At 71.8% G+C, this 26248-nt stretch carries 27 protein-coding genes; 16 read left to right on the top strand and 11 right to left on the bottom strand.

Going from position 1 to position 26248, the window contains the following annotated elements; genetic code table 11:
- The first annotated feature begins 105 nt into the window (after positions 1–105).
- Together J2S63_RS20690 and J2S63_RS20685 are read left to right on the top strand one after the other, a co-directional pair.
- Positions 106–582 (top strand): RNA polymerase sigma factor, encoded by a 477-nt coding sequence (locus J2S63_RS20690; RefSeq protein ID WP_310306318.1) that lies wholly within the window; start codon positions 106–108, stop codon positions 580–582.
- Positions 579–2060 (top strand): hypothetical protein, encoded by a 1482-nt coding sequence (locus J2S63_RS20685; protein WP_310306317.1) that lies wholly within the window; start codon positions 579–581, stop codon positions 2058–2060. Before J2S63_RS20690 ends, J2S63_RS20685 begins: the two co-directional genes overlap by 4 nt.
- 9 nt (positions 2061–2069) lie before the next feature.
- On the opposite strand, the gene J2S63_RS20680 is transcribed toward J2S63_RS20685, so the two are convergent.
- Complete coding sequence (locus J2S63_RS20680) at positions 2070–3242, bottom strand: steroid 3-ketoacyl-CoA thiolase (protein ID WP_310306315.1); 1173 nt, start codon at positions 3240–3242, stop codon at positions 2070–2072.
- Positions 3243–3445: 203 nt separating this feature from the next.
- Here J2S63_RS20680 and J2S63_RS20675 point away from each other — a divergent pair, with 203 nt between their 5' ends.
- Complete coding sequence (locus J2S63_RS20675; RefSeq protein WP_310306313.1) at positions 3446–4705, top strand: cytochrome P450; 1260 nt, start codon at positions 3446–3448, stop codon at positions 4703–4705.
- Between the two features lie 140 nt (positions 4706–4845).
- Here the strand turns inward: J2S63_RS20675 and map are convergent, their stop codons facing one another.
- The 6 genes from map to J2S63_RS20645 form a co-directional block, all read right to left on the bottom strand.
- Positions 4846–5613 carry a type I methionyl aminopeptidase gene (map, locus tag J2S63_RS20670; protein WP_310306311.1) on the bottom strand — a complete coding sequence of 256 codons (768 nt, stop codon included), beginning with the start codon at positions 5611–5613 and terminating at the stop codon, positions 4846–4848.
- A gap of 23 nt (positions 5614–5636) precedes the next feature.
- Positions 5637–6458, bottom strand: a complete 822-nt coding sequence (locus tag J2S63_RS20665) for an enoyl-CoA hydratase (RefSeq protein ID WP_310306309.1) — start codon at positions 6456–6458, stop codon at positions 5637–5639.
- A complete protein-coding gene (locus J2S63_RS20660) occupies positions 6455–7618 on the bottom strand; it encodes a thiolase family protein (protein WP_310306307.1) in 1164 nt (387 codons plus the stop codon). Before J2S63_RS20660 ends, J2S63_RS20665 begins: the two co-directional genes overlap by 4 nt.
- Position 7619: 1 nt before the next feature.
- Positions 7620–8687 carry a thiolase family protein gene (locus J2S63_RS20655; RefSeq protein WP_310306305.1) on the bottom strand — a complete coding sequence of 356 codons (1068 nt, stop codon included), beginning with the start codon at positions 8685–8687 and terminating at the stop codon, positions 7620–7622.
- A 28-nt stretch (positions 8688–8715) separates the two neighbouring features.
- The gene (locus J2S63_RS20650; protein ID WP_310306303.1) at positions 8716–9678 is read right to left on the bottom strand and encodes a Zn-ribbon domain-containing OB-fold protein; all 963 of its coding nucleotides are present in this window, start codon (positions 9676–9678) and stop codon (positions 8716–8718) included.
- An 89-nt stretch (positions 9679–9767) separates the two neighbouring features.
- On the bottom strand, positions 9768–10397 hold the full coding sequence (locus tag J2S63_RS20645) for a hypothetical protein (protein WP_310306301.1): 630 nt from the start codon (positions 10395–10397) through the stop codon (positions 9768–9770).
- Between the two features lie 176 nt (positions 10398–10573).
- On the opposite strand from J2S63_RS20645, the gene J2S63_RS20640 reads away from it, so the two are divergent.
- Genes J2S63_RS20640 through J2S63_RS20630 form a run of 3 tightly spaced genes read left to right on the top strand, consistent with a single transcriptional unit; the run spans position 10574 to position 13470 of the window.
- A complete protein-coding gene (locus tag J2S63_RS20640) occupies positions 10574–11737 on the top strand; it encodes a sensor histidine kinase (RefSeq protein ID WP_310306299.1) in 1164 nt (387 codons plus the stop codon).
- A complete protein-coding gene (locus tag J2S63_RS20635; RefSeq protein WP_310306297.1) occupies positions 11734–12402 on the top strand; it encodes a response regulator in 669 nt (222 codons plus the stop codon). The genes J2S63_RS20640 and J2S63_RS20635 overlap by 4 nt, the downstream gene beginning before the upstream one ends.
- Positions 12403–12432: 30 nt before the next feature.
- Positions 12433–13470, top strand: a complete 1038-nt coding sequence (locus J2S63_RS20630) for an LLM class F420-dependent oxidoreductase (protein ID WP_310306295.1) — start codon at positions 12433–12435, stop codon at positions 13468–13470.
- Positions 13471–13485: 15 nt separating this feature from the next.
- Here the strand turns inward: J2S63_RS20630 and J2S63_RS20625 are convergent, their stop codons facing one another.
- Positions 13486–13977 carry a cupin domain-containing protein gene (locus J2S63_RS20625; protein WP_310306292.1) on the bottom strand — a complete coding sequence of 164 codons (492 nt, stop codon included), beginning with the start codon at positions 13975–13977 and terminating at the stop codon, positions 13486–13488.
- A gap of 58 nt (positions 13978–14035) precedes the next feature.
- Here J2S63_RS20625 and J2S63_RS20620 point away from each other — a divergent pair, with 58 nt between their 5' ends.
- Positions 14036–14695 (top strand): TetR/AcrR family transcriptional regulator, encoded by a 660-nt coding sequence (locus J2S63_RS20620; protein ID WP_310306289.1) that lies wholly within the window; start codon positions 14036–14038, stop codon positions 14693–14695.
- Positions 14696–14716: 21 nt separating this feature from the next.
- Entirely contained in the window at positions 14717–16318 is a 1602-nt protein-coding gene (gene fadD8, locus J2S63_RS20615) for a fatty-acid--CoA ligase FadD8 (protein WP_310306286.1), read from the top strand.
- A 43-nt stretch (positions 16319–16361) separates the two neighbouring features.
- On the opposite strand, the gene J2S63_RS20610 is transcribed toward fadD8, so the two are convergent.
- Entirely contained in the window at positions 16362–16604 is a 243-nt protein-coding gene (locus tag J2S63_RS20610) for a hypothetical protein (RefSeq protein WP_310306284.1), read from the bottom strand.
- 130 nt (positions 16605–16734) lie between these two features.
- Here J2S63_RS20610 and J2S63_RS20605 point away from each other — a divergent pair, with 130 nt between their 5' ends.
- Both J2S63_RS20605 and J2S63_RS20600 read left to right on the top strand, forming a co-directional pair.
- The gene (locus J2S63_RS20605; protein ID WP_310306282.1) at positions 16735–17676 is read left to right on the top strand and encodes a L,D-transpeptidase family protein; all 942 of its coding nucleotides are present in this window, start codon (positions 16735–16737) and stop codon (positions 17674–17676) included.
- A 75-nt stretch (positions 17677–17751) separates the two neighbouring features.
- Positions 17752–18105 (top strand): MGMT family protein, encoded by a 354-nt coding sequence (locus tag J2S63_RS20600; RefSeq protein WP_310306280.1) that lies wholly within the window; start codon positions 17752–17754, stop codon positions 18103–18105.
- Positions 18106–18172: 67 nt separating this feature from the next.
- Here J2S63_RS20600 and J2S63_RS20595 read toward each other — a convergent pair whose 3' ends face one another.
- On the bottom strand, positions 18173–20011 hold the full coding sequence (locus J2S63_RS20595; protein WP_310306278.1) for a CocE/NonD family hydrolase: 1839 nt from the start codon (positions 20009–20011) through the stop codon (positions 18173–18175).
- Positions 20012–20107: 96 nt separating this feature from the next.
- On the opposite strand from J2S63_RS20595, the gene serA reads away from it, so the two are divergent.
- The 4 genes from serA to J2S63_RS20575 all read left to right on the top strand — a co-directional run bounded on the left by serA (position 20108) and on the right by J2S63_RS20575 (position 22643).
- Positions 20108–21307: a phosphoglycerate dehydrogenase gene (gene serA, locus J2S63_RS20590; RefSeq protein WP_310306762.1), complete on the top strand. Its 1200-nt coding sequence runs from the start codon at positions 20108–20110 to the stop codon at positions 21305–21307.
- 114 nt (positions 21308–21421) lie between these two features.
- On the top strand, positions 21422–21700 hold the full coding sequence (locus J2S63_RS20585) for an HU family DNA-binding protein (RefSeq protein WP_310306277.1): 279 nt from the start codon (positions 21422–21424) through the stop codon (positions 21698–21700).
- A 297-nt stretch (positions 21701–21997) separates the two neighbouring features.
- On the top strand, positions 21998–22198 hold the full coding sequence (locus J2S63_RS20580; protein ID WP_310306275.1) for a 2TM domain-containing protein: 201 nt from the start codon (positions 21998–22000) through the stop codon (positions 22196–22198).
- A gap of 70 nt (positions 22199–22268) precedes the next feature.
- Positions 22269–22643 carry a YccF domain-containing protein gene (locus tag J2S63_RS20575; protein ID WP_310306273.1) on the top strand — a complete coding sequence of 125 codons (375 nt, stop codon included), beginning with the start codon at positions 22269–22271 and terminating at the stop codon, positions 22641–22643.
- Position 22644: 1 nt separating this feature from the next.
- Here J2S63_RS20575 and J2S63_RS20570 read toward each other — a convergent pair whose 3' ends face one another.
- Positions 22645–23442 carry a crotonase/enoyl-CoA hydratase family protein gene (locus J2S63_RS20570; protein ID WP_310306271.1) on the bottom strand — a complete coding sequence of 266 codons (798 nt, stop codon included), beginning with the start codon at positions 23440–23442 and terminating at the stop codon, positions 22645–22647.
- A gap of 47 nt (positions 23443–23489) precedes the next feature.
- Here J2S63_RS20570 and J2S63_RS20565 point away from each other — a divergent pair, with 47 nt between their 5' ends.
- Positions 23490–25142: an acyl-CoA synthetase gene (locus J2S63_RS20565; protein ID WP_310306269.1), complete on the top strand. Its 1653-nt coding sequence runs from the start codon at positions 23490–23492 to the stop codon at positions 25140–25142.
- A 2-nt stretch (positions 25143–25144) separates the two neighbouring features.
- Positions 25145–26248 (top strand): NAD(P)H-dependent flavin oxidoreductase, encoded by a 1104-nt coding sequence (locus J2S63_RS20560; protein WP_310306267.1) that lies wholly within the window; start codon positions 25145–25147, stop codon positions 26246–26248.

Here is a 26248-nt window from a genome sequence, read left to right as displayed (position 1 = left end):
CCGGACACACGCCGGTGGTCGAGCCTGTCGAGACCACTAAGCGGAAGACTGCCCCCACGGCGTACACCTCACATGGAGGCCGTGCTGGCGCCGAAGGAGCGCAGGATGAGTCGAGCGGGGGAGGGCGACTTCTCGTCGTGGGTGCAGCCCCACGTGCCCGCGATGCAGCGGTTCGCCGCGCGCCTGGTCGACCGGTCCGAGGCCGACGACGTGGTGCAGGAAGCGCTGGTGCGTGCCTGGCGGCGCTGGTCGACGTACGACGGCAGGCGGGGCGAGCCGACCGGCTGGCTGCTGGCGATCGTCGCCGACCGGGCTCGTCGGCACCGCACCCGCAGCCGGGCGCCAGAGCCGGGCCTGCCCGACACCGACGTGCCGGCCGAGGACACCCGTCCCGACCTCGACCTGGAGCGGGCGATCCTCCGGCTGACCGGGCGGCAGCGCACCGCGGTGGAGCTCTACTACTTCGTCGGCGCCGACGTGGCCACCTGCGCGCAGGCGATGGGCTGTGCCGAGGGCACCGTCCGCGCCACGCTGCACCAGGCCCGGGGGCGGCTGCGCGAACTGATGGGAGACCAGTCATGAACCTCGACGACGAGCTCGACCGCCGCCTCACCGAGGCGGGGGAGTCCTGGCGCGCGGCGCACCCTCTCCCCGACGTGCAGCTTCCCGGCCGCCGGCCCCGTCCGGCCTGGGTGGCACCACTCGCGGCGGCCGCCGCGGTCGCCCTGCTGGCAGGCGGCGCGACCGTCGCGGTCGAGGCCACCCGGGGTCACCGCGACGGGAGCGCGCCTCCCGCCGACACGGGCCAGCGGCGCTGGGACCCCGACCTGCCACCGGGCCTGCTGCCCGCCGAGGTGCCGGGCGCCGTCCCGCCGGTCAACCAGGTCGTCGAGGCGCCCCGGGCGGAGGCGGCGGGCCGCTACGACCCCGCACCGTCCGAGGCGGCGGGCGCTCGCCCGTGCACGGCCGCAGACGTACGGTTCAACATCGAGCCGTCGTCGCCCGTCGCCGAGCGGCTGACCCTCACCGCCGCGCGCCCCGACGTGCGGTGCTCGGTGGGACGCATGCCGTTCCTGCAGTTCGCCGCAGGAGAGCGCAACGTCGAGGTGCCGACGGACTACGCCGACCCCGAGCCCGGCGACTGGCCCGCCTCGGTGCTCGTGACGGGCGACCGACGCGCGGTCCTCGAGACGCAGTACGCCTGGTGCGACGCGCCCTTCGACACCCTCCAGCTGTTCTTCGAGGACAATTCGCGCCAGGACATCGCGGTCCCGACGACCACGCAGTCGTGCCCGCTGACCGTCGACGACACGATGCGCTACCGCGGCTGGGAGCCCGAGGGCTTCACCTTCCGGCCGGTCGCGTCGATGCCGGTCGAGGCCCGTCTGGTCGACACGGTCGAGGGTCCCCGCGGCCTCCCGACCTGGGTGGTCGAGCTGACCGCCCAGGGCCGTGACGTCCCGCTGGACACCTGCCCCTCCTGGGAGGTCCGGCAGGGCGCCGAGGAGTCGGCGTCGTGGCGGCTCAACTGCGCGGGGGTGCAGACCAGGCGCGCCGACGGCACGCCGTACCTCCCCGCCGGCGAGCCGGTCCGCTTCGCGATCTGGGTGGCGTACGGCGGCACCGACGCCGCGCTGACCTGGCGCCTCACCACGCCCGACGGGCCGGTGACCGTGCCCCTGACGAAGGGACCCGAGGCGCCGACCGGCGAGACGCGTCAGGTGCCCGAGCGGGACGCCAACCTGCACCTGTGGCTGTCCAACCAGTCGTTCGAGGACCCGGAGGTCGGGCTGACCGTGTCGATCGACGGCACCCAGCTGCTCGACGAGGAGCTGAAGGTCGCGGGCCAGCACAACTTCGTCCAGTTCCACTTCGCCGTGGCGGCAGGTGAGCACCAGGTGGTGGTCACCAGCGACACGGGTGCGCGGTTGGAGAGGACGATCACGGTGCCCGCACGCGGGGACCGCTGGGCCTCGGCGCTGTTCTGGACCGGCGAGAAGAAGGGCCAGCAGGACGTCCTGGACTGGATGTTCCAGGACCACCCGATCGCCTGGGCCTGAGAGTCCGGGTCAGACGCGCTCGAGGATCGTCCCGCTCGCCATCGCGCCGCCGGCGCACATGGTGACCAGCGCCGAGGAGGCGTCACGGCGCTCCAGCTCGTGCAGGGCGGTCGTGACCAGCCGCGTGCCGGTCGAGCCGACCGGGTGACCGAGGGCGATCGCGCCGCCGTTGACGTTGACCTTGTCCAGGTCGGCGCCGTGCACCTGCGCCCAGGACAGGACCACGGAGGCGAACGCCTCGTTGACCTCGAACAGGTCGAAGCTGTCCATCGCCCGGCCGCTGCGCGCGAGCAGCCGCTCGGTCGCCTGCACGGGCCCGTCGAGGTGGTAGTAGGGGTCCGACCCGACGAGGCACTGCTCCACGATGCGCGCCCGCGGGGTCAGGCCGAGCGCCCGCGCCTTGTCCTCGTCCATGACCAGGACGGCCGAGGCGCCGTCGGAGATCTGCGAGGACGTGCCGGCGGTGTGCAGGCCTTTGTCGAGCACGGGCTTCAGCCCGGCCAGGCCCTCGGCGGTGGTCTCGCGCAGGCCCTGGTCGGCGTCGACGGTGCGCGTCTCGCCGGTCGGCTGCCCGTCGGCGTCGAGCACGGGCGCCTCGACCGGGGCGATCTCACGCTTGAACCGGCCCTCGTCGACCGCCACCCGTGCCTTCTGCTGCGAGGCCAGGCCGAACGCGTCGAGGTCCTCCCGGGTGATCCCCCGGTTGCCCGCGATGCGGTCGGCCCCGAGGAACTGGTTGGGCATGTCGAGGTCCCAGCCGGGGGCGCGGGGCGTGCCGGTGCCCTCGGGGATGTTGGCGCCCAGCGGCACCCGCGACATCATCTCGACGCCACAGGCGATGCCGGTGTCGATCACGCCGGCGTGGATCAGCCCGGCGACGAGGTGCATCGACTGCTGGGCGCTCGAGCACTGCGCGTCGATCGTCGTGCCCGCGGTGGCCTGGGGGAGACCGGCGAGCAGCCACGCCCGTCGTACCAACGCGCTGGACTGCTCACCCGCCTGCGTCACGCAGCCGCCGATCACCTGCTCCACCTCGGCCGCCCCGTCACGACCGAGGCCGCTGCGCTCCAGAAGGGCGAGGTACGCCGCCGCGAGGGTCTGCTGCGCGTGCAGGCCGGCCAGGTGGCCGCGCCGCTTGCCGATCGGCGTGCGGACGGCGGAGACGATGACCGGAGTGCCCACGGGGAGCCCCTTCCACGAGCGGCGACGGACGACTCCCAAAGTAGAACACGTTCTCGTTGGGCGACAAGACGGGCCGCTGGTGACCGACGACACGCCGGACCGAATCGGACCACACGCCTTCCCACGGCCCGCTCGGATGTGCCACAGTCCTACTAGAACGTGTTTCATTTCCGCCCGAAGCGCATTCGTCGACCGGAGGACCAGTGACCGCACCCGTGACCAGCACCCCACCTGCCACCGCGATCCCCGAGGGTTTCGACCCGACCGATCCCGACGTCTGCCAGGCGGCCATCCCGCTCGAGCAGTTCGCCGCCATGCGCGCGACCTCACCGGTGTTCTGGGTGGAGCAGACGCCGGAGGCGCACGCCGGCTTCCCGGACAGCAAGGGCTACTGGGCGCTGACCCGCCACGCCGACGTCTCGGCGGTCTCCAAGAACAGCAAGGACTGGAGCTCGCAGGCCAACGGCGCCATCATCCGCTTCGCCCCCGACATGACGCGCGAGCAGGTCGAGCTGCAGAGCGTGATGATCATCAACCAGGACCCGCCGGACCACACGAAGTTCCGCCAGATCATCAGCCGCGGCTTCACCCCGCGCGGCATCGGCGCCCTCCGGGCCGACCTCGAGGCGCGCACGCAGCGCATCGTCTCCGAGGCCGTGGAGAAGGGCACCGGCAATTTCGTCGACGACATCGCCTCCGAGCTGCCCCTGCAGGCGATCGCCGACCTGTTGGGCGTCCCGCAGGAGGACCGCCACAAGCTCTTCCACTGGTCCAACCAGATGATGAGCTACGACGACCCCGACGTGGACGGTGACCCGGAGTCCGCCTCGATCGAGATCCTCGGCTACATGATGGCCATGGCCGAGGAGCGCAAGGCCGAGCCCCGCGACGACCTGGTCACCAAGCTGATCACCGCCGACGTCGACGGTCACGGTGCGCTCGGCCCCGACGAGTTCGGCTACTTCACGATCATGCTGACCGTCGCGGGCAACGAGACCACGCGCAACGCGATCACCCACGGCATGAAGGCCTTCTTCGACCACCCCGACCAGTGGGAGCTGTTCAAGCGCGAGCGCCCCCAGACGGCGTACGACGAGATCATCCGCTGGGCGACGCCGGTGACGGTCTTCCAGCGCACCGCCCTGCACGACACCTCCGTCGGTGGGCAGGACGTCGCTGCCGGCGAGCGCGTGGGCCTGTTCTACGCCTCGGCCAACCACGACCCGGAGGTGTTCGAGGACCCGTTCACCTTCGACATCACCCGCTCGCCCAACCCGCACCTGTCGTTCGGCGGCCACGGCGCCCACTACTGCATCGGCGCCAACCTGGCCCGCATGGAGGTCGAGCTGATCTTCAACGCGATCGCCGACCACCTGCCGGACATCAAGGCGGCCGGCGAGCCCCGCCGCCTGCGTCACGGCTGGATCAACGGGATCAAGGACCTCCAGGTCACCTACCGCTGACCGTTCGTCGCCGCCCCGAGCCCCCGCCGCGCGTACGTCGGAGGGCCGACCCTGCGGACCGGCACATCGGCCGGCGAGGCCTCTGGCTGAGCGTGGAGCAGCGCCGGTCAGAACCGTCGTGCCGGTCCGGGTGGCCGGCGTCAGTCGCGGGCGGTGAGGACGATCGGGTCGCCGTCGGTGATCGCGACCGTGTGCTCCATGTGGGCGCCCCGGGACCCGTCGGCAGACTTGAGCGTCCAGCCGTCGGCGTCGGTGTAGATCCGGTCGGTGGTGGCGAGCAGCCAGGGCTCGATCGCGATGACCAGCCCGGGGCGCAGGGGGTAGCCCCGGCCCGGGCGACCGTCGTTGGGGATGTGGGGGTCGCCGTGCATGGTGCGGCCGACGCCGTGACCACCGAACTGCGTGTTGATCGAGTAGCCCGCGGGCTTGGCGACCGACGCGATCGCCGCCCCGATGTCGCCGACCTTGTTGCCGGCCCGGGCGACCTCGATGGCTGCGTCGAGGCACCTGGTCGTGGTCTCGATCAGGCGCAGGTCCTCCTCGCGCGGGGTGCCGACGACCACGCTGACCGCGGAGTCGCAGACCCACCCGTCGACCGAGACCGCGAAGTCGAGGGACAGCAGGTCGCCGTCGCGCAGCGCGTAGTCGTGCGGGAGCCCGTGGAGCACCGCGTCGTTGACCGAGGTGCAGATGACCTTGCCGAACGGCGAGGCGCCGAAGGACGGGTGGTAGTCGATGTAGCAGGACTCCGCGCCCCGCTCCTTGATCATCTGGTGCGCCAGGTGGTCGAGGTCGAGGAGGTTGACCCCCACGTCCGCGGCGGCGGCGGTGGCCCGGAGGACCTCGGCGACGAAGCGTCCGGCGGGTCGGAACTGCTCGATCTCGGCGGGGGTACGAAGCTCGATCATGGTGCGTCCACCCTAACGGCGGGTCACCGCCGGTCGCGGAAGACGGGGGCCCGGCCCTCGTGGCGAGCCTCGACCGCCTCCTCGAAGTTGGCGGTGAGCAGCCGGACGTAGAGCTGGCCGAGCGCCTCCTGCTGCATGTGCGAGGTCAGGCTCGAGGCGTCCAGCGACGACCACAGCGTGCGCTTGGTGAGCTCGACCCCGGGCCGGCTGAAGGCGGCGACCCGCGACCCGAGGGCCACGCAGTGGTCGAGCAGCTCCGCGGGGGGTACGACGGCCGACACGAGCCCGATCGCCGACGCCTCGGCGGCCGGGACGTCGCGCCCGGTGAGCATGATCTCGAAGGCGCGCGAGGACCCGACGGCCCGGGGGAGGAGGTAGGACAGCCCGAGCTCGCTGGCGGTGAGGCCGTTGTTGATCCCCGCCGCCCGGAAGTACGCCGGCTCGGCCGCCACGCGGATGTCGCACGCGAGCGCCAGGCACAGCCCGCCCCCGATGGCCGGACCGTTGACCGCCGCGATGACGGGCTGGTGGAGGCCTCGCAGGGTGATCACGACCTCGTCGAGCACCTCCATCGCCCGCAGGGCCACGCTCGGCTGGGTCAGGCCCTCGACGTGCGGGACCTGACCGCGCTCGCCGCTCTGGTCGGCGCCGGAGCAGAACCCGCGCCCGGCTCCGGTGAGCACCACCGCGCGGACCGAGGTGTCGTCGTGCAGCCGACGCAGCTCGTCGCGCAGCGGCACGACGAGGTCGAAGGCAAGCGAGTTCATCCGCTCCGGCCGGTCGAGCGTGACGACCGCGACCTCCGGGACGGGCCGCGCGACGACGACCCGGGGCGCAGTGGTCACGAGGTCGGCTTCTCGGACCCCACCAGCCACATCGAGAAGAACTGCGACCCACCGCCGTAGGCGTGCCCGAGCGCCTTGCGCGCCCCGTCGACCTGGTGCTCGCCCGCCGCACCGCGCACCTGCAGGGCGGCCTCGGCGAACCGGATCATCCCCGACGCGCCGATCGGGTTGGAGGACAGCACGCCGCCGGACATGTTGACCGGCAGCTCGCCGTCGAGGGCAGTGACGCCCTTCTGGGTCAGCTCCCAGCCGGTGCCCTCCTCGGCGAAGCCGAGGTTCTCCAGCCACATCGGCTCGAACCAGGAGAACGGCACGTAGATCTCCGCGCAGTCGATCTCCTCGTAGGGGTTGGTGATCCCGCCCTGCTTCCACAGCGCCGCCGCGGCCTCGCGGCCGGCCTGCGGGTTGACCTGGTCGCGCTCGGCGGCGGTCGTCGGCTCGGTGCGCATCACGGTGCCGTGGATCCAGGCGGGGTTGGAGTACGCCGCCGCGGTGTCGGCGTCGCCGATCACGACCGCGCACGCGCCGTCGGAGGACGGGCAGGTCTCGTCGTAGCGGATCGGGTCCCACAGCATCTGGGAGGCGAGCACCGACTCGACGGTCGTGTCGGGGTTGCGGAGGTGGGCGTAGGGGTTCTTCAGCGCGTTCTGCCGGTCCTTGGCCGCCACGATCGCGCCGACCTCGGTGGGCGCACCGGAGCGACGGATGTAGGACCTCACGTGCGGCGCGAAGTAGCCACCAGCCCCCGCGTGCACCGGCATGATGAACGGCACCGGCACCGACAGCGCCCACATCGCGTTGGACTCGGACTGCTTCTCGAAGGCGACCGCGAGCACGCGCTTGTGCACCCCGGACTGCACCAGCGAGGCAGCCACGATCGCGGTCGAGCCGCCGACCGATCCGGCCGTGTGCACGCGCAGCAACGGCTTGCCGGCCGCGCCGAGCGCCTCGGCCAGGAACAGCTCGGGCATCATCACGCCCTCGAACAGGTCCGGCGCCTTGCCGATCACGACGGCGTCGATGTCGTCGAAGCTCAGCCCCGCATCGGCGAGCGCCCGGTCGGCTGCCTCGCGGCACAGGCCGGGCATCGAGACGTCCTCGCGCTTGGCGCGGTAGTGGGTCTGGCCGACGCCGACGACCGCGGCGAGCTGCTTGCCCATCTCAGTTGCCTCCGTTGCTGGAAAGGGTGCACACGAGGTTCTGCTGCATCGCCGGCCCGCTGGTCGCGGTGGCGACCGCCTTGCCGGCCGAGCCGTCCCACAGCCGCCGGGCGGCCTCGCCGATGCGGTTGAGGCCGCCGGTGAACATCGGGTTGCCCGCCAGCGGACCGCCTGAGGGGTTGACGGTGACGTCGTCACCCAGGCCCAGTGCCGTGAGCGACATCAGCTCCTGGTGGCTGAACGGTGCGTGCAGCTCGGCGAGGTCGACGCCCCCGAGGTCGAGAGCGGCGCCCGCGGCGGCCAGCGAGTCGACGGTGTCGAGCGAGCGCAGCGAGAGGTTCTGGGCATCGATGCGGTGCTGGATCCCGGTGATCCAGGCAGCCCCACCTCGGCGCTCGACCTGCTCGGACGCACGGTCACCGGCGGCGATCACGATGGCGGCGACCCCGTCGGTGACCGGCGCGCAGTCGTGCTTGCGCAGCGGGTCGGCGTACATCGGCTCCTTGAGGAGCGCGTCGGCCGAGACCGCGCCGGAGAGGACGGCGTAGGGGTTGTCGAGGGCCGCGTTGCGGCTGCGCGCGACGACCTCGGCCATCTCCTCCTCGGTGAAGCGGCCCGCCTCGAGGCCGACGCGCGCCTGCATCGCCGCGATCGAGACGGTGTCGGGCCACAGGGGCGTGAGCACGTAGGGGTCGAGCTGCAGCGAGAGCACCCGGCGCAGCACCCCGGCCGAGGACTTGCCGAAGCCGTAGACCAGCGCGGTGTCGACCTCGCCGGTCTGGATCTTGACCCACGCCTCGTAGAGCGCCCACGCGGCGTCCATCTCGACGTGGGACTCGTTGACCGGCGGGAGCGTGCCGATCGCGTCCACCGCCGAGACGAACGAGAACGACCGCCCGGCCAGGTAGTCGGAGGATCCCGAGCAGAAGAACCCGATGTCGTCCTTGGTCCACCCGGTCTGCTCCCACAGCTCGGCGAACGTGGGGACGAGCAGCTCCACCATGCTCGGCGACCCGTCGAAGTGCGCCATCTGGCGCTGGGCGAAGCCGACGACCGCGACGTCTCTCATGCGATTTCCCTTCAGTGGCTCGACGGCGTCAGAGGTGGGCCCGGTAGGACTCGTAGTCCGCGTCCGGCTCGCCCGTGGGCTCGAAGTGCTGGATGTTCTCGATCGTGGTGCCCCACTCGTCCCTCGGCTTCCACACGGCCCTGACCCGCATGCCCATCCGGACCTGGTCGGCCGGGATGCCCTGGATCAGGTGGAGGAAGGCGATGTCGGCGCCGTCGAGGAGGACGTACGCCGAGACGTACGGCGGCTGGATCTTCTGGCCGAGGAACGGCACGTTGACCACGCAGAACGTCGTGACCGTGCCGGTGTCGGCGAGCTCGACCTCGTCGGTCGTCGCCACCCCGTCGACCGGGCAGGCGCTGCGCGGCGGGACGTAGACCTTGCCGCACTTCGGGCAGCGCTGTCCGAGCACCTTGCCCTCGGCCAGGCCGCGGAAGAACGCCGACTCCTCGGGGGAGGCCTCGTAGGTGTAGTCGAGCTCGACGGGCACCACGATCCCGGTGACCGGCTCACCGCCGGCGCTCGCTCGACTGTCCGTCGGCGTCGCCGAGTCGGCCGGCACGAAGTGCGCGATGTCGGTGATCGACCCCTCGGGGCTCTCCGCCCACACGACCCGGACCCGCATCCCGGTCGACATCGCCTCGGGTCCGTCGGCAGCGACCGCGTGCAGCAGGGGGGCGTCGGCCCCGTCGAGGGTCACCAGCGCGAACGCGAAGGGCCGGTCGAGCGGCTGGCCGGCCACGGGCTCGGAGACCCAGGACCACGTCTGCACGGTGCCCTCGGTGCCGACCTCGACCAGCGACGCGGCGTCGATCGCCTCGTGGGTCGCCGGGTCGAACTCGACAGGAGGGACGACGACCCGGCCGTCCGACAGGCGTGCGCCGAGCACACGTCCCTCACGGAGGCCGGTCATGAAGGCGCCGAGCACGGGGCCGAGGGAGCGGGTGTACGGGAAGGCGACCTGGAGCGGCGCGCTGAGGACCCTGGACATACAAGAAATGAAACACGTTCTAGTTTCGGATCGCAAGGGCGGCTCGCTCCGCGAACGGAGGAGTCGCCCTGCCCGGGGCCGTGCCCGAGCTACGCGGCGACCACCTGATCGACTCGCTGGAGCGCGGCCGGACGCCGTGAGACGGCCAGGCTGGTGCCGGCGACCAGCGTCCAGAGGAGGAAGACGAAGTAGGTGAAGTAGAACGGCGCGAGGATCCCGCAGACGCCCGCGACGACCGAGACGAGCCCCAGCCCCCTCGGCATCCTGCCGGTCCGCGCGAGCACGATCGCGACGATCCCGGCGCAGAGCGCCGGGCTGCAGACGGCGAGCAGGTTGCCGATCTCGCTCAGGGTGTAGACGACGGAGTGCGCGAGGTCGTCCCTGACCGGGCCCCCGCCTTCCGCGGCGGACACCGCGAGACCGCCGGTGACGAACCAGCCCACGAGGCTCGTCGCGGTCCCGATGGTGGTGAGACCGGTGACGAGGTCCCGCGAGGCCCCCACCTCGTCGCGGATCCGCAGCCCGAAGACCAGGAGGCACAGGGTTCCCAGGATGCCCAGGTAGGCCCAGCCGAAGGCCGCCCACATGTGACCGGACGAGATGAAGCGGGTGACCGTCTGCTCGTCGTACTCGCCACCCGGTGCGTTCCAGCCGAACGCGACGAAGGTGAGCAGGCCGTAGCCGATCAGGGCCAGGCCCGCGCTCTTGGTGGGGTGCATGGTGTCCTCCCGGGGGTCGTGCGGCCCCCGCCCTGGAGGCCGGTCCCGACGCTAGGCGTGACGTGCCGCCCGGCACGTCGTGCCGGCCGACGAACTTGTCCTCCGCCGGCAGCAGGAGTCGTGGATCCTCCGCAAGGAGGACGTCGCTGGGCGGTGACGCGCCTACTGTCGGAGGCATGAAGCGCCGCAGCTGGCTCCTCGACGGCACGGTGGCGACCGCCGTCGCCGGCCTCGGGGTGCTCGAGTCCTCCTGGGGCGTGGGGGCCACGCACCGGCAGGGCCCGCACTGGGCCGAGGCGGCGCTCTACGTCGTGACCGGCCTGCTCCTCGTCGTCCGACGCGTCCGCCCGCTCGCCTGCCTGGCGACCATCGTCGCCGTGAGCGTCGTGGAGTTCGCCGTCGTCGGCTCGCCCGAAGGGCAGGGGGTGATGCTGCCGGGGGTGATCGCCGCCTACACCGTGGCGTCCCGCATCGAGCTGCGCCGTTCCTGGTGGGGCCTGGTCCTGGTGGGAGTGCTCTGGGGCGGGTGGGCGGCGCTGGACCCGATGAACGCCACGTTGGACAAGAGGTGGCTCGCGGTGGTGTGGCTGTTCCCCTACGTGATCGCCTGGCTGGTGGGAGCCCTGGTCAGGGCGACTCGCCAGGTGGCCGAGCAGCGCCGGCTGGCCCGCGAGCAACGCGCCTCGCGCGCGGTCGCGGAGGAGCGCAACCGGATCGCACGTGAGCTGCACGACGTGATCGGTCACAGCGTCAGCGTGATGACGGTGCAGGCGTCGGCGGTCCGTCGCCGGCTGACTCCCGAGCAGGACGTCGAGCGGCAGGCGCTGGAGACGGTGGAGGCGGTCGGGCGGGAGGCGCTGACCGAGATGCGTCGCATGGTCGGCGTCCTGCGGCAGGGCGAGGAGCCTGACCGCGAGCCCCCGCCGGGGCTCGACCAGCTGGACCGGCTGGTGGGGAAGTTCCGGGTCGCCGGGCTGCCGGTGCGGCTGGACGTCACCGGGACGGCCCGCCCGCTGGCCCCGGGACTCGACCTCACGGCGTACCGACTGATCCAGGAAGGCCTCACCAACACGCTGCGTCACGCGGCGCGGCCGACGACGGTGGAGGTGGCCATCAGCTATGGCGACACGTCCATCGAGCTCGCCGTGCGCGACGACGGCGCGATCCCGGGCACCGGGGCCGAGGCGGGCAGCGGCCTGCTCGGCATGCGCGAGCGCGTCTCGGTCTACGGCGGTCGGCTCACGGTGGGGCCGGGCGCCTCAGGTGGGTTCCTCCTGGAGGCGACGATCCCGCTGGACCGCGCCACCGCCCCTCCTGACGTCGCCGCGGAGCAGCCGTGATCGGCGTCCTCATCGCGGACGACCAGGCCCTGGTGCGCCGCGGCTTCCGGATGATCCTGGAGATCGAGGAGGGCGTGGAGGTGGTGGGGGAGGCGGTCGACGGCGTCGACGCGGTCGCCCGGGCCAGGGAGCTGCAGCCGGACATCGTCCTGATGGACGTGCGGATGCCGGGGATGGACGGCATCCGGGCCACCCAGCAGATCACCGAGGAGGCCGGCGACCACACCAAGGTGATCATGCTGACCACCTTCGACATGGACGAGTACGTCTACGAGGCCTTGCAGGCAGGTGCCAGCGGGTTCCTGCTCAAGGACGCGGAGCCGGAGCGCATGGTCGCCGGCGTGCGCGCGGTGCACGCCGGAGAGGCCCTGCTGGCTCCGACGATCACCCGACGCATGATCGAGTCGTTCGTGCGGCGGCCGCAGGCACCTGGCCCTCAGGTGGAGCGGCAGCTCGACAGCCTGACGGCGCGCGAGCGGGAGACGTTGAGCCTGCTGGCGCGAGGTCTGACCAACGCCGAGATCGCTCGGGAGCTCGTGGTCTCCGAGACGACGGTGAAGACGCACGTCGGCAGGGTCCTGATGAAGCTGGAGGTGCGTGACCGGGTGCAGGCCGTGATCTTCGCCTACGAGAGTGGCCTCGTCCGGCAGTCGCCCCCGGGCTGACCCAGCGCCGGTTGTGGGAGGGTGGCGGGCATGAAACTTGGTCTGCAGCTGGGCTACTGGGGCGCTCAGCCCCCCACCAACCACGACGAGCTCGTGCAGGCGGCCGAGGCCCACGGCTTCGACGCGATCTTCACCGCCGAGGCGTGGGGCTCCGACGCGTTCACGCCGCTGGCGTGGTTCGGCCGCGAGACGTCGCGCGTGAAGCTCGGGACCTCGATCGTGCAGATGTCCGGGCGCACGCCGACCTCGATCGCGATGCACGTGATGACGCTCGACCACCTGTCGAAGGGCCGCATGATCCTCGGCATGGGCGTGAGCGGCCCCCAGGTCGTGGAGGGGTGGTACGGCCAGCCCTTCGGCAAGCCGCTCGCCCGCACCCGCGAGGTCGTCGAGATCATCCGCAAGGTGCTGGCCCGCGAGGCGCCGGTGACCAACGACGGCCCGCACTACCCGCTGCCCTTCCACGGGGAGGGTTCGGTCGGGCTCGGCAAGCCGCTCAAGCCGATCGTCCACCCGCTGCGCGCCGACGTGCCGATCTGGCTCGGCGCCGAGGGGCCCAAGAACGTCGCGCAGACCGCCGAGATCGCCGACGGCTGGATCCCGATCTTCTACACGCCGGCCAGCGCGGAGATGTACCAGCCTTGGCTGGACGAGGGGTTCGCCCGCCCCGGCGCTCGCCACACCCGTGAGACCTTCGAGATCGCCGCGACCTGCCACCTCGAGATCACCGACGACCCGCAGCCGGTCGTCGACTTCCTCAAGCCGGTCACCGCGCTCTACATGGGCGGCATGGGCGCCAAGGAGCAGAACTTCCACAAGAACGTCTTCGACCGGATGGGCTACGCCGACCTCACCGGCGAGGTGCAGCGGCTGTTCCTGTCCGGCCAGAAGGACGAGGCGGCCGCGCTCATCCCCGACGAGCTCGTGCACGCGCTCCACATCATCGGCGACGAGGAGCACGTGAGGGCCAAGATCAAGGAGTGGGAGGCCTCGGGCGTCACCACGCTCGTGCTCTCGTGCCGCAGCGCCGAGGAGATCGCCCACGTCTCCCGCGTCGTCCTCGGCTGACGCCTCGCTGCTGGATCACTCCGGGATCGGTGGGCCGACCACCTCGAGGCCGTAGCGCGGGCCCACCTCGTTCCACCTCGGGATCTCGACCTCGATCGGTTGCCCGTCCTCGCCCGGCAGGCGCATCTCGGCCGCGGGGATGCCCACCTCGTCGTACAGGTGGAGCAGGCGACCGGGCTCGGTGAGCGCGAGATAGCGCGCGCCGTCCCCGCGCGTGCGGAACGCGTGGGGGAGCCCCTGCGGCAGGTAGATGAAACACCCGGCGTAGAGCTCGTAGGTCTCGTCACCCGCGCGGTAGGTCAGCGACCCGTCGAGGAGGTAGAACGCCTCCGCCTCGTGGGTGTGCCGGTGCAGGGGAGTGGCGATGCCACCGGGCTGCGTGACGACCGCGATCCCGAGGCGCCCACCGCTGTCGTCGGCCTCCAGGAGGTGCTCGAAGAGCGACCCCATCGCCCAGGTCCCACGCCCGGTGCCCGGCTCGTGCATCACGACACGCTGCTCGCCCATGGCGGCCTCCTGCTTTGATCCGAAGCGGCTTCGGATGAATATGGCTACGGTAGGCCTCATGCCCGTGCCGAGCAAGACCCGGAGGTACGACGCCTCCGCGCGTCGGGCGGCCGCCGAGCAGACCCGCGACCGCGTGCTCGCGGCGGCGAAGAACCTCTTCGTCTCGCAGGGGTACGCCGGCACGTCGGTCGCCGAGGTCGCGGAGCGGGCCGGGGTCTCGGTCGACACCGTCTACGCGAGCGCGGGACGCAAGCCGCGGCTGCTCCTGACCGTGGTCGACATGGTCCTCGCGAGCTCGTCGCGGCCCGAGCCGGCCGAGGAGCGCGACTACGTGAGGAGCGTCCGGGCCGCGCGGGACGGTGGCGACAAGATCCGGACCTATGCGGACGCGCTCGGGCGGCTGATGCCCACCGTCGCACCCCTGCTCCTCGCGCTGCGCGACGCCGGGCTGACGGACCCGGACTGCCGCGCCACGTGGGACCACGTGAACGAGCGACGGGCCGCCAACATGCTGCTGTTCGCCGCGGACCTGCGGGCGACCGGCGAGCTTCGGGAGGACCTGACCGACCAGGACGTGGCCGACCTCGTGTGGTCGACCAACAGCCCCGAGTGGTTCGACGCCTACACCAGCCGCGGGCGCGATGCGGCGGCGTACTCCCGGGCACTGACCGACCTGTGGACGCGCACCCTGCTGGCGCAGCCCGTTGCCCAGGAATAGAACACGTTCTAGTCTGGCCCGATGGGCAACGAGAACCTGCTGACGGGGACCCACAACGGCCACCTGATGGTCGCCGCGCTCAAGCGGCACGCGGACAAGCCCGTGATGTTCCTCGGCGACACCACGCTGACCGGGCGCGAGACCGCGGAGCGGATCAGCCAGTACGTCCAGGCCTTCGAGTCCCTCGGCGCCGGCCAGGGCGCGCCCGCCGCGCTGCTCGCGCTCAACCGGCCCGAGGTGCTGTTCATCCTCGGCGCCGGCCAGACCCAGGGCTACCGGCGCACCTCGCTGCACCCGCTCGGCTCGCTCGACGACCACGCCTACGTCCTGCAGGACGCCGAGATCACGACGCTGATCATCGACCCGGTCCCGATGTTCGTGGAGCGCGCGCTCGGGCTGCTCGACAAGGTCCCCGGCCTCAAGCAGGTGCTCACGATCGGGCCCGTCCCGGACGAGCTGGCCCACGTCGGCACCGACCTCGCCGAGACCGCTGCCGGCTTCGCGCCGCAGCCGCTCGAGGCGGCCGTGCTCCCGCCGGACCACATCGTGTCGATCGCCTACACCGGCGGCACGACCGGCAAGCCCAAGGGCGTCATCGGCACCGCGCGCACGATGGCGACGATGACGCAGATCCAGATGAGCGAGTGGGAGTGGCCGGAGTCGCCGCGCTTCCTCATGTGCACGCCGCTCTCGCACGCCGGCGCCGCGTTCTTCGTGCCGACCGTGCTCAAGGGGGGCTCGCTCTACGTGCTCCCGCGGTTCGACCCCGCCGAGGTGCTGCGCACGATCGAGGAGCAGCGGATCACCGCGACGATGCTGGTGCCGTCGATGCTCTACGCGCTGATGGACCACCCCGACAGCCACACCCGCGACCTGTCGTCGCTGGAGACGGTCTACTACGGCGCCGCCGCGATCAACCCGGTCCGGCTGGCCGAGGCGGTCGAGCGGTTCGGCCTGATCTTCGCGCAGTACTACGGCCAGTCCGAGTCGCCGATGGTGATCAGCTATCTCGCGCGCGGCGACCACGACCCCGCCCAGCACCCCGAGCGGCTGTCGTCATGCGGCCGCCCGTCGGCCTTCCTGCGCGCCGCGCTGCTCGGTGAGGACGGAAACCCTGTGCCACAAGGCGAACCCGGCGAGATCTGTGTCGCGGGGCCCCTGCTCGCGGGCGGCTACTGGAACCTGCCCGACGAGACCGCCGAGACCTTCCGCGAGGGGTGGCTGCACACCGGCGACGTCGCGCGGGAGGACGAGGACGGCTTCTGGTACATCATCGACCGCACCAAGGACATGATCGTCACCGGCGGCTTCAACGTGTTCCCGCGCGAGGTCGAGGACGTCGTCGCCACGCACCCGGCGGTCGCGCAGGTGGGCGTCATCGGCACGCCGGACGAGCGCTGGGGTGAGGCCGTCACCGCCGTGGTCGTGCTCCGCTCCGACGCCTCCGTCGACCACGAGACGCTGACCCGCGAGATCCAGGACCTGGTCAAGGAGCGCAAGGGTTCGGTGCAGGCGCCCAAGCAGGTCGTCGTGGCCGAGCAGCTGCCGCTCACGGCTCTGGGCAAGCCCGACAAGAAGGCGCTGCGCGCGCAGTTCTGGGAGGGGCAGTCCCGCTCGGTCTAGTCGTCGTTCTGCAGCGGGGCCGAGCCGCACGACGCGTCCGGGGTCAGGACGAGCCCCGCGCCGCCAACGATCCGGCGACCAACCCGAGGACCGCGCCGAGCACGGCAGCGGGGAGGCCCACCTCCAGCACGGCGAACCACGCCGTCGGGACGTAGGCCCTCAGCCCGAGGACCAGCCCGACCCCGCCGCCGACGGTGCCGGAGACGGTCGCCGCGACGAGGGCGTAGGCGAGCGGCACGGGCAGGGCACGCAGGGTCTCGCTCACCGCACGACGGGCAGTCGCCATGCGACGAGCCTACGCCCGGCGTACGGCGGCCGGGCTGGAGAACGGCGCAGGACTCGTCGCACGTCCGATGCAACCTCCGCCCCGTCCCAGGCGTCTTCGTGACAAGAACTCCTGAGACGAGGAAACGACCATGAACACCAGCCTGCGTGCCTTCGCCGTCCTGACCGTCGTGACCGGTGTCACCGGTGCCGGCGCCTGGCAGCTCCTCCCCGGAGCGGCCTCCGACCCCGTGCGCGTCGCCACCCCGACGTACGCCGCGTCGCCCGACCCCGCGCCGCCGCGGACCCCACGTGTGGCGAGCGCGACGCCGACGCCGACGCCGACGCCGACGCCGACCGTGGCGCCGACGCCGACCGTGGCGCCGACCCTGACCCCGGCCCCGACCCCTCGGCCCGCGCCGCGACCGGCACCGAAGCCCGTCATGGAGCCCGGACCGACGATCATCGGACCCGGTGACGACGGACCCCAGGTGCGCGAGGTGCAGGCACGGCTGCGCCAGATCGCGTGGTTCGACGGCGACGTGACCGACCACTACGGCGAGCGGACGGAGGCGGCCGTGCGGGGCTTCCAGGCCAAGCGCGGGTTCCCCGTCACCGGTGCGGTCGACCGGCGCACCCTGGACCGCCTGGTCGAGATGTCGCACGAGCCGACCACGGCCGAGCTGACCAACGCGAAGCCGGACCCGGCCGACGGTGCCGCCCTCGACCCGCGCTGCCTGACCGGGCACGCGATCTGCGTCGACAAGTCCAGCTCGAGCCTGCGCTGGGTCGTCGACGGCAAGGTGAGGCTCACGATGGACGCCCGCTTCGGCGGCGAGGGCCACCGCACCCGCGAGGGCCTGTTCCACGTCGAGCGCAAGAGCCGTGACCACGTCTCCTCGCTCTATGACACCTCGATGCCGTTCGCGATGTTCTTCAGCCGCGGGCAGGCCGTGCACTACTCGCCCGACTTCGCCGCCCACGGCTACGACGGCGCCTCGCACGGCTGCGTCAACACCCGCGACCACGACAAGGTCGCGTGGCTGTTCGACCAGGTGAGCCTCGGCGACAAGGTGGTCGTCTACTGGAGCTGAGGGTCCCTGCGGGGTCGGTTTGCAGGCACTGGGGTGCCCGCGACCGACCCCGTTGGCGTGCGGCACGATGTCCGCGTGGACGAACGGATGGCCGAGCTGGTGCTGCGCGCTGCCGAGCTCATCCCGCCCGGCAGCGTCGCGTCGTACGGCGACCTCGCGGAGCTGGTCGGCACCTCGCCCCGCCACGTGGGCCGGATCATGGCGGTCCACGGCTCAGGGGTCGCGTGGTGGCGGGTGACCAACCACTCCGGCGACTTCCCGCCGCACCTGCGCGAGGAGGCCGCGGTCCACTGGGCCGAGGAGGGCATCACGTGGAAGCCCAACCGGCTGGGCTGCCGGATCAGCGTCTATCGGACCGACCTGACCGAGCTGGCCGACGCCTTCGAAACGCTGCCCCCGTTGCCCGAGTCCCCCGAGGATCCGCGGTGAAGCTGGCACTCCCCGAGCGAAACTTCGCTCGGGAAGTGACAGTGTCACTAGGTACCTAGTGAAACTGTCACCCGCGGACCGGCAGCACCAGGCGGCTCGGGTAGGTCCTCGAGTGGTGGATCGTCACCACGGACCCGAGCGAGTCGACCACCTGCGGCAGCGGGGCGAGCAGGTGCGGGACGTCGTACTGCTGGACCGTGACCCGCAGCCGGTGGCCCTTGCGCAGCACGGCTCCGGTCGGGAAGACCTCGACGTCGATGCGAGCCACCTTGCCGGTCTCCATCGGCACCTGGGTGGCCTCGGTGAACGGGTGGTAGGGCTGGATCAGGCGACCGTCGAGGGTGCGCGACCGGCTCAGGTCGAGCGCCCGGTGGCTGAGCACCTGCCAGCCGCCGGTGAGCCGCTCGACGTGCCCGTCGGGGGCGACGTCCTCGATGTGCACCGAGAGCATCGCGTCCGGCCGCGACGACGAGGTGAACAGCTGGGCGTTGATCGGACCCATGAGGTGCAGGTCGGAGGCCAGGGGAGCGGTCTGCCACGAGGTGCCGACGCTGTCGTTGAGGGCGTTGTCCTCGCACGGCGGGACGGCCAGCGCGCCGGCGGTCCACTGCGACGCGGAGCGGGTGCACAGCCCGGCCACGGGGACGGGGTGGACGTCGTCGGCGCCGGAGGTCGGCGTGGCGGCCACCAGCGAGCCGGGCGTGCCGGGCGTCGCCGTCCCGGAGAGCTGGAACGTCCGGGCCGAGACCGAGGAGGGCATCCAGCCGGGCGCCGTGCGCCAGCCGCCGCCGATCTCGTGGTAGGTGACCTGCTTGACGTCGCTGCCCAGCGCCCGGTCGGAGACCCCACGCACGTGGCGGTCCATCCAGCGCAGGACGAGCTCGTCCATCGTCCCCACGTGGGCGCCGGACAGGTCGGCTGAGCTCGCCTGGAGGTGGGTCCAGGGCCCGAGCAGGAAGCGGGTCGGCACGCCGTTGGCGCGCAGCCGCTCGTAGAGCATCGGCTCGCCGCGCTGGAACAGGTCGTACTCACCGCCGACCACGAACGTCGGCACCGTGACCCGGTCGACCACGCGCAGCGGCGAGCGGGTCCGGTAGAACGGGCCGTCGTAGGCCTGCGCGTCGCCGGTGACCGCCGAGCCGATGGTCGGCCCCTGGAACTCGGTGGCGCCGACCACGTGGTCGAGCAGGGCCGCGGTGCCGCCGGCCGGGTCCGTCGCGGTGTACGCCGGCGGGACGAGTCCCGCGGTCGTGACCAGTCCCAGCCACAGCGGGATGAAGCCCGCGTCGATCTGGCCGCCGGAGGCCACGACGTCGCGGTAGACGTCGCCCGCCGGGACGATCGGGAACATCGCGCGCAGGCCGGCCGGGTGCTGCGCGGCAGTGAAGAACTGGTTGATCGCGCCGTAGGAGATGCCGTAGAGCCCGACCCGGCCGTTGCTCCAGGGGCGGGCGGAGGAGTGCGCCCACTCGACGATCTCCTTGCCGTCGAGCTGCTCGCGCGGGCCGAACGAGTCCCAGGTGCCGAGTGACGAGCCGGTGCCACGCACGTCGGCGATCACCTGCACGTAGCCACGCTGCACGAGGTAGTCGTTCTCGAAGCTCAGGCCCGGCGCGCTCTTGTTGTACGGCGTCTGCGTCACGATCACCGGGAACCGGCCCGGGGCAGGGGTGCCGTCGGCCTTGGCAGGTCGCAGCACGTCGGCCCGCAGCACGGTCCCGTCGCTCATCCGCACCGGGACGTCCTTGGTCGACGCCACGCCGTACGTCGCGGGGCGGGCCTTCCAGCCGCTCGCGGGAGCGGTCGAGGAGGCCGCCTGTGCGGCGGGCGCCAGCGCGGGCAGGCCCGCGAGAGCGGTGACGGCGGACGCGGACACGACGGCGGCGGCGAGACGGCGTGGGGGCACGGGGTTCCCTCCCAGGAAGCGGACAGCGTCTTGTCAACGAGGCGGGGTCCGGGGGAGTCACGCCCAGCCCATAACGTTGACCCCATGAAGGCCCCGATGAAGGCACTGCTGACCGAGAGCATCCATCCCGTCGCCATGCAGCACCTCGAGGCTGCGGGCTACGACGTCGACCTGCGCACGGGCTCGCTCAGCGAGGACGAGCTGGTCCACACGCTGCCGGGCGTGCACCTCCTCGGCATCCGGTCCAACACCCACGTCACCGAGCGGGTGATCGACGCCGCGACCGACCTGGTCGCGGCGGGCTGCTTCTGCATCGGCACCAACCAGATCGACCTGACCGCCGCTGCCGCACGGGGCATCGCGGTCTTCAACGCGCCGTACTCCAACACGCGGAGCGTGGTCGAGCTGGTGATCGGCGAGATCATCGCGCTCGCTCGCCGGCTGCCGGAGAAGACGCTGCGGATGCACGACGGCATCTGGGACAAGTCCGCCAAGGGCAGTCACGAGATCCGCGGCCGCACGCTCGGCATCGTGGGCTACGGCAACATCGGCACCCAGCTGTCCAACATGGCCGAGGCGATCGGCATGCGGGTGGTCTTCTACGACACCGCCGACCGCCTCGCGCACGGCAACGCCCGCCGACTCGGCTCGCTCGAGGAGCTCCTCGCCGTCGCCGACGTGGTGAGCCTGCACGTCGACGGACGCCCGGGCAACGCGGGCTTCTTCGGCGAGAAGGAGTTCGCCGCCATGAAGCCCCGCGCGATGTTCATCAACGCCTCGCGCGGCATGGTCGTCGACGACCAGGCCCTGCGCGACCACCTCGTCTCGGGCCACCTCTCCGGCGCCGCGCTCGACGTCTTCCCGGTCGAGCCCAAGGCGCAGGGTGACGAGTTCGAGTCCGTCCTGCGCGGGCTCGACAACGTGATCCTCACCCCGCACGTCGGCGGCTCGACGCAGGAGGCCCAGGAGGAGATCGGCTGGTTCGTCTCCGGCAAGCTCGACGGCTTCGTCACCGAGGGCAACACCTCGCTGTCGGTCAACCTCCCCGACGTCGCGGTGCCCCCGCGCGAGCCCGGCACCAGCCGTCTGGGGTTCCTGCACCACAACGTCCCCGGGATCCTCGCCGAGGTCAACGCGCTGTTCGCCGAGGAGGAGTGCAACGTGATCGGCCAGCACCTCGCGACCCGCGGCTCCCTGGGGTACGTCGTCACCGACGCCAGCGGGCCGCTGTGCGAGGAGGCGGTGGGCCGGCTGCGCGCCAGCGAGCACTGCCTCTGGCTGCGCACCTGGGACTGAGCCGGGCGCCCGTCAGGGGCGTCGAGGAGTGAGTGGGCGCCGAACGGGCACCCACTCACTGAGCAAGAGCACGACACGACACCCCCGACCGGGTCGGGGAAAGAGGGAGAGAACATGAAGAAGGACGAGCTGGTCCAGGCGATCGCCGACTCCGCAGGGCTGGAGAAGGCCGATGCCAACCGTGCGCTCGACGCGGTCGTCGAGGTGATCACGAGCACCGTCGCCTCGGGTGAGCGCCTGCAGGTCCCGGGTCTCGGGACCTTCGAGCCCCGGGAGCGCAACGCGCGCGAGGGTCGCAACCCGCAGACGGGGGAGACCATCCAGATCGCGGCGACGACGACGCCGGGCTTCAAGGCCGCCACGGCGTTCAAGAACGCCGTCGCCGGCAGCTGACGCGGGCTGGGCCGCGCCTGTCCCGGGCGCGGCCCAGGCGTGCTCGTCGACCACGTGCGAGTCGGTGAGCGTCAGCGCGCCCCAGCCGGCGACAAGCCTGACGACGACGGCCAAGGCGGCGTAAGGGACCCGCTCCCCGTCGAGATACGCCACCACGAGGCCCGCGCTCCGGGCGCGGCGGTGACCTGCGCCAGTGCTCTCCACAGGCCTGGGCGCCGGCGCTCTCGGGCGATGTCGCCGATGTCACCCCGCCAGGGCGGTCGGACCGGCGTAGCGTCGGAAGTGGGAGAGGACGTCGTGATCTACCTCGCAGTGAACGCATTCCTGGTGGTGCTGTGGGCAGGGACCACTGGGGCGGACGCCTTCTTCTGGCCGGTCTTCCCGATCGCTGGCTGGGGCATCGGCGTGATCGCCCACTGGTGGGACGCCTATCACGGCGACGACTTCACCGAGGAGCAGATCCGTCACGAGATGGAGCGACTGGCACGCTCTCACTGAGTCGCCCCGCACCGCCCCGTCCGACGGCACACCAGACCGTGCGTACGACGACGTGCGGGACGATGCGCTCATGCGGTTGATCCTCAACGTCATCTGGCTGGTGCTGGCCGGGTTCGGCATGTTCCTGGGCTACCTGCTCGCCGGGGTGCTCATGTGCCTGACGGTCGTCGGGATCCCCTTCGGCATCGCAGCCTTCCGGATCGGGACCTATGCGCTGTGGCCGTTCGGCCGCCGGGTGGTCGCCCGGCCGACCGCGGGCCTGGGCTCCGGGATCGGCAACGTGCTGTGGCTCGTGCTCGCCGGGTGGTGGCTCGCCCTGGGACACCTGCTCTCCGGCATCGCCCTGTGCCTCACCGTCATCGGCATCCCCCTGGGCATCGCCAGCTTCAAGCTGGTCCCCGTCTCGCTCCTCCCGCTGGGCAAGGAGATCGTCCCCGTCCGCTGAGTCAGCGGCCCTCGAACTGGGGGGCGCGCTTCTCCATGAAGGCCCGCGGGCCCTCCTTGGCGTCCTCGGAGGCGAAGACCGCGGCGCCGACCTCGGCGTCGTCGGCCCAGCAGTCATCCTCGTGCTTGCCCTCCGAGTCGCGGATCGTGCGGAGGACGGCCTGGACGGCCAGCGGTCCGTTGGCGCTGATCAGATCGGCGATCTCGCGCGCCTTGTCGAGCGCGGTGCCGTCGGGGACGACGTGGCCGATGAGGCCGAGCTCCTTGGCCTCCGGCGCCTTGAGGTGGCGTCCGGTCAGCAGGAGGTCGGCCGCGACGGTGTAGGGGATCTGCCGCACGAGCCGGACCGCGGACCCGCCGAGCGGGTAGAGCCCCCACCTCACCTCCGAGACGCCGAAGCGGGCGCTCTCCCCGGCGACGCGGATGTCGGTGCCCTGGAGGATCTCGGTGCCGCCGGCGATGGCCGGGCCCTCGACGGCCGCGACCAGCGGCTTGGTCAGCCGGAACCCCTTGAGCAGCGACTTGATCCGCGACGGGTCGTAGGAGCCGTCCTCGAAGCTCTCGCTGGGGCTCTTGCGGCTCATCGCCGAGAGGTCGGCGCCGGCGCAGAACGCGCCGCCCGCGCCGGTGAGGATGCAGACCCGGATGTCGTCGTCGGCGTTGACCCGGTCCCAGGCCTCCTCCATGATCGCGAGCATCTCGCCGGAGAGGGCGTTCTTCTTCTCGGGACGGTTCATCGTGACGACGAGGGTGTGGCCCTCCTGCTCGACGAGGGCGTGGGGCTGCGACGGCTCGCTCATGGGGCCGATGGTAGTCAGAAACGAGAACGTGTTCTAGTCTTGCCGCCGTGGCTCTCAACATCGCAGACCTGTTCGAGCACGCCGTCGACGTGGTCCCTGATCGCGGCGTGATCCAGATGGGCGACCGCGTCGTCACCTACGCCGAGCTCGAGGCCGAGGCCAACCGGTTGGCCCACTTCCTGGCCTCCCGCGGCATCGGCACCGGCGACCACGTGGGCATCTACGCCAAGAACTCCATCGAGCACGTCGTGGCGCTGCTGGCGGTCTTCAAGGTCCGCGCGGTCGCGATCAACGTGAACTACCGCTACGTCGAGGGCGAGCTCGACTACCTCTTCGACAACTCCGACATCGTCGCGCTGCTGCACGAGCGCCCCTACGCGCCGCTCGTGGCCGCGACGGCCCCGAAGCACACCAGGCTCACCACGATCGTGGCGATGCCCGACCCGACCGAGCCCGACAACCAGGCCGACCTCTCGTCGTACGCCGGCCTCACGTGGGAGCAGGCGCTCGAGGACCAGAGCGCCGAGCGCGACTTCGGTGAGCGCAGCGCCGACGACCTCTACATCGTCTACACCGGCGGCACGACCGGCTTCCCCAAGGGCGTGATGTGGCGCCACGAGGACTTCTGGCGCGTGCTGGGCGGCGGCATCGACTTCATGACCGGCGAGCGGCTGGAGGAGTTCGACCAGGCCGAGAAGGCCAAGGCCAGCGACCCGATGGTGATGTTCCCGCTGAGCCCGCTGATGCACGGCGGCGCGCAGGCCGCGCTGCTGATGCACCTGTTCGCCGGGCAGCGCACGGTCCTCGAGCCCAAGTTCGACGCGGCCGGCACCTGGCGCGCCATCGAGCGGGCCGGGGTGCAGGGCATCTTCATGACCGGCGACGCGATGGCCCGCCCGCTGATCGAGGAGTACGAGGCGGGGGACTACGACGCCTCGTCGCTCTTCGTGGTCGCCAGCAGCGCCGCGATCTTCAGCCGGCCGGTCAAGGAGCGCTGGATGAAGGCGTTCCCCAACGCGGTGTTCACCGACTCGATCGGCGCCTCGGAGACCGGCTTCTCCGGCACCGGCATGCAGGACAGCGACAACATCCGCGGCGAAGGTCCGGTGGTCACGCTCGGGGCCGAGACGGTCGTCCTCGACGAGCTCAACCAGGTGATCGACCCCACCGACGTCGGCAAGGTCGGGCGCGTCGCCCGGTCGGGGAGCGTGCCGCTCGGCTACTACAAGGACCCGGAGAAGTCCGCGCGGACGTTCCTCGAGGTCGACGGGCGGCGCTACTCCGTCCCCGGCGACTTCGCGCGCATCGAGGAGGGCGGCAAGGTCACGCTGCTCGGCCGCGGGTCCAACTGCATCAACACCGGCGGGGAGAAGGTCTACCCCGAGGAGGTCGAGATGGCGCTCAAGGCCCACCCCGACGTGTACGACGCCCTCGTGGTCGGCGTGGTCGACGACAAGTACGGCCAGGCCGTCACCGCCGTGATCCAGCCCCGGGGCGAGGACCACCCCTCGGTCGCGGAGCTGCGCGACTTCCTGCGGCCGATGCTCTCGGGCTACAAGCTGCCGCGCGCGGTGACCTACGTCCCCGAGATCCCGCGCAGCGCGACCGGCAAGGCCAATTACCCCAAGGCCAAGGAAATCGCGGTCGCCGCCGTGGTCTCGACAGGCTCGATCACCGACAACGCGACCGCAGGAGTCTGAGCATGCACACCGGTCTCTGCGAGCAGTTCGGCATCGAGTACCCGATCTTCGCCTTCACCCCCAGCGAGCACGTTGCCGCCGCGGTGAGCCGCGCGGGCGGCCTCGGCGTCCTCGGCTGCGTGCGGTTCAACGAGGCCGAGGAGCTCGAGCGCACGCTGACCTGGCTCGACGACAACACCGACGGCAAGCCCTACGGCGTCGACGTGGTCATGCCGATGAAGATCCCCACCGAGGGCACGAGCGTCGACCTGGGCGCGATGGTCCCCGAGGCCCACAAGGCGTTCGTCGACGACACCCTGCGCAAGCTCGGCGTGCCGCCACTGCCCGAGGGCGAGGGGCGAGCCGGCGTGCTCGGGTGGCTGCACTCGATCGCGCGCAGCCACGTGGAGATCTCGCTGTCGCACCGGCCCGTGCTGATCGCCAACGCGCTCGGCTCGCCGCCGGTCGACGTGATCGAGCAGGCCCACGCGGCCGGGGTGAAGGTCGCCGCGCTCGCCGGAGCCGCCAAGCACGCGATGTCCCACGTGGCCAACGGCGTCGACATCATCGTCGCGCAGGGCTACGAGGCCGGCGGCCACACCGGTGAGATCGCCTCGATGGTGCTGACCCCCGAGATCGTCGACGCGGTCGGCCCGGACGTCCCCGTGCTCGGCGCGGGTGGCATCGGTCGCGGACGCCAGATCGCCGCCTCGCTCGCGCTCGGTGCCCAGGGCGTGTGGATGGGCTCGGTCTGGCTCGGCACCGAGGAGTACCGCAACCTCTCCTCCAACGCCGCCTGGGAGACCGCGTTCACGCGCGCGACCAGCGCCGACACCGTCCGGACCCGCGTCTACACCGGCAAGCCGGCGCGGCTGCTCAAGACCAAGTGGACCGAGGCCTGGGCCGAGGAGGGCGCGCCCCAGCCGCTGCCGATGCCGCTGCAGAACCTGCTCGTGGCCGACGCCCACTCCCGGATGAACGCCCACGGCGACCCCGACGTCATCTCGATGCCCGTCGGCCAGATCGTCGGCACGATGAACGAGGTCCGGCCGGTCGCCGACGTCGTGGCTGACCTGGTCGCCGAGTTCGAGGAGACGGTCGCCCGGCTGGACAAGCTGCGCGGCTGA

The sequence above is a fragment of the Nocardioides marmoribigeumensis genome (genome assembly GCF_031458325.1).
GTDB classification, from domain to species: Bacteria; Actinomycetota; Actinomycetes; order Propionibacteriales; family Nocardioidaceae; genus Marmoricola_A; species Marmoricola_A marmoribigeumensis.
The sequence above is the reverse complement of the archived record's forward strand: the minus strand, read 5'-3'. Positions and strand labels throughout refer to the sequence as shown.

Bases quoted from the DNA above. Each gene is read 5' to 3' on its own strand.
- J2S63_RS20690 (WP_310306318.1), top strand. From the start codon at position 106: ATGAGTCGAGCGGGGGAGGGCGACTTCTCGTCGTGGGTGCAGCCCCAC.
- J2S63_RS20685 (WP_310306317.1), top strand. From the start codon at position 579: ATGAACCTCGACGACGAGCTCGACCGCCGCCTCACCGAGGCGGGGGAG.
- map (WP_310306311.1), bottom strand. From the start codon at position 5,613: ATGATCGAGCTTCGTACCCCCGCCGAGATCGAGCAGTTCCGACCCGCC.
- J2S63_RS20660 (WP_310306307.1), bottom strand. From the start codon at position 7,618: ATGGGCAAGCAGCTCGCCGCGGTCGTCGGCGTCGGCCAGACCCACTAC.
- J2S63_RS20655 (WP_310306305.1), bottom strand. From the start codon at position 8,687: ATGAGAGACGTCGCGGTCGTCGGCTTCGCCCAGCGCCAGATGGCGCAC.
- J2S63_RS20650 (WP_310306303.1), bottom strand. From the start codon at position 9,678: ATGTCCAGGGTCCTCAGCGCGCCGCTCCAGGTCGCCTTCCCGTACACC.
- J2S63_RS20645 (WP_310306301.1), bottom strand. From the start codon at position 10,397: ATGCACCCCACCAAGAGCGCGGGCCTGGCCCTGATCGGCTACGGCCTG.
- J2S63_RS20640 (WP_310306299.1), top strand. From the start codon at position 10,574: ATGAAGCGCCGCAGCTGGCTCCTCGACGGCACGGTGGCGACCGCCGTC.
- J2S63_RS20630 (WP_310306295.1), top strand. From the start codon at position 12,433: ATGAAACTTGGTCTGCAGCTGGGCTACTGGGGCGCTCAGCCCCCCACC.
- J2S63_RS20625 (WP_310306292.1), bottom strand. From the start codon at position 13,977: ATGGGCGAGCAGCGTGTCGTGATGCACGAGCCGGGCACCGGGCGTGGG.
- J2S63_RS20620 (WP_310306289.1), top strand. From the start codon at position 14,036: ATGCCCGTGCCGAGCAAGACCCGGAGGTACGACGCCTCCGCGCGTCGG.
- fadD8 (WP_310306286.1), top strand. From the start codon at position 14,717: ATGGGCAACGAGAACCTGCTGACGGGGACCCACAACGGCCACCTGATG.
- J2S63_RS20610 (WP_310306284.1), bottom strand. From the start codon at position 16,604: ATGGCGACTGCCCGTCGTGCGGTGAGCGAGACCCTGCGTGCCCTGCCC.
- J2S63_RS20605 (WP_310306282.1), top strand. From the start codon at position 16,735: ATGAACACCAGCCTGCGTGCCTTCGCCGTCCTGACCGTCGTGACCGGT.
- serA (WP_310306762.1), top strand. From the start codon at position 20,108: ATGAAGGCACTGCTGACCGAGAGCATCCATCCCGTCGCCATGCAGCAC.
- J2S63_RS20585 (WP_310306277.1), top strand. From the start codon at position 21,422: ATGAAGAAGGACGAGCTGGTCCAGGCGATCGCCGACTCCGCAGGGCTG.
- J2S63_RS20575 (WP_310306273.1), top strand. From the start codon at position 22,269: ATGCGGTTGATCCTCAACGTCATCTGGCTGGTGCTGGCCGGGTTCGGC.
- J2S63_RS20570 (WP_310306271.1), bottom strand. From the start codon at position 23,442: ATGAGCGAGCCGTCGCAGCCCCACGCCCTCGTCGAGCAGGAGGGCCAC.
- J2S63_RS20560 (WP_310306267.1), top strand. From the start codon at position 25,145: ATGCACACCGGTCTCTGCGAGCAGTTCGGCATCGAGTACCCGATCTTC.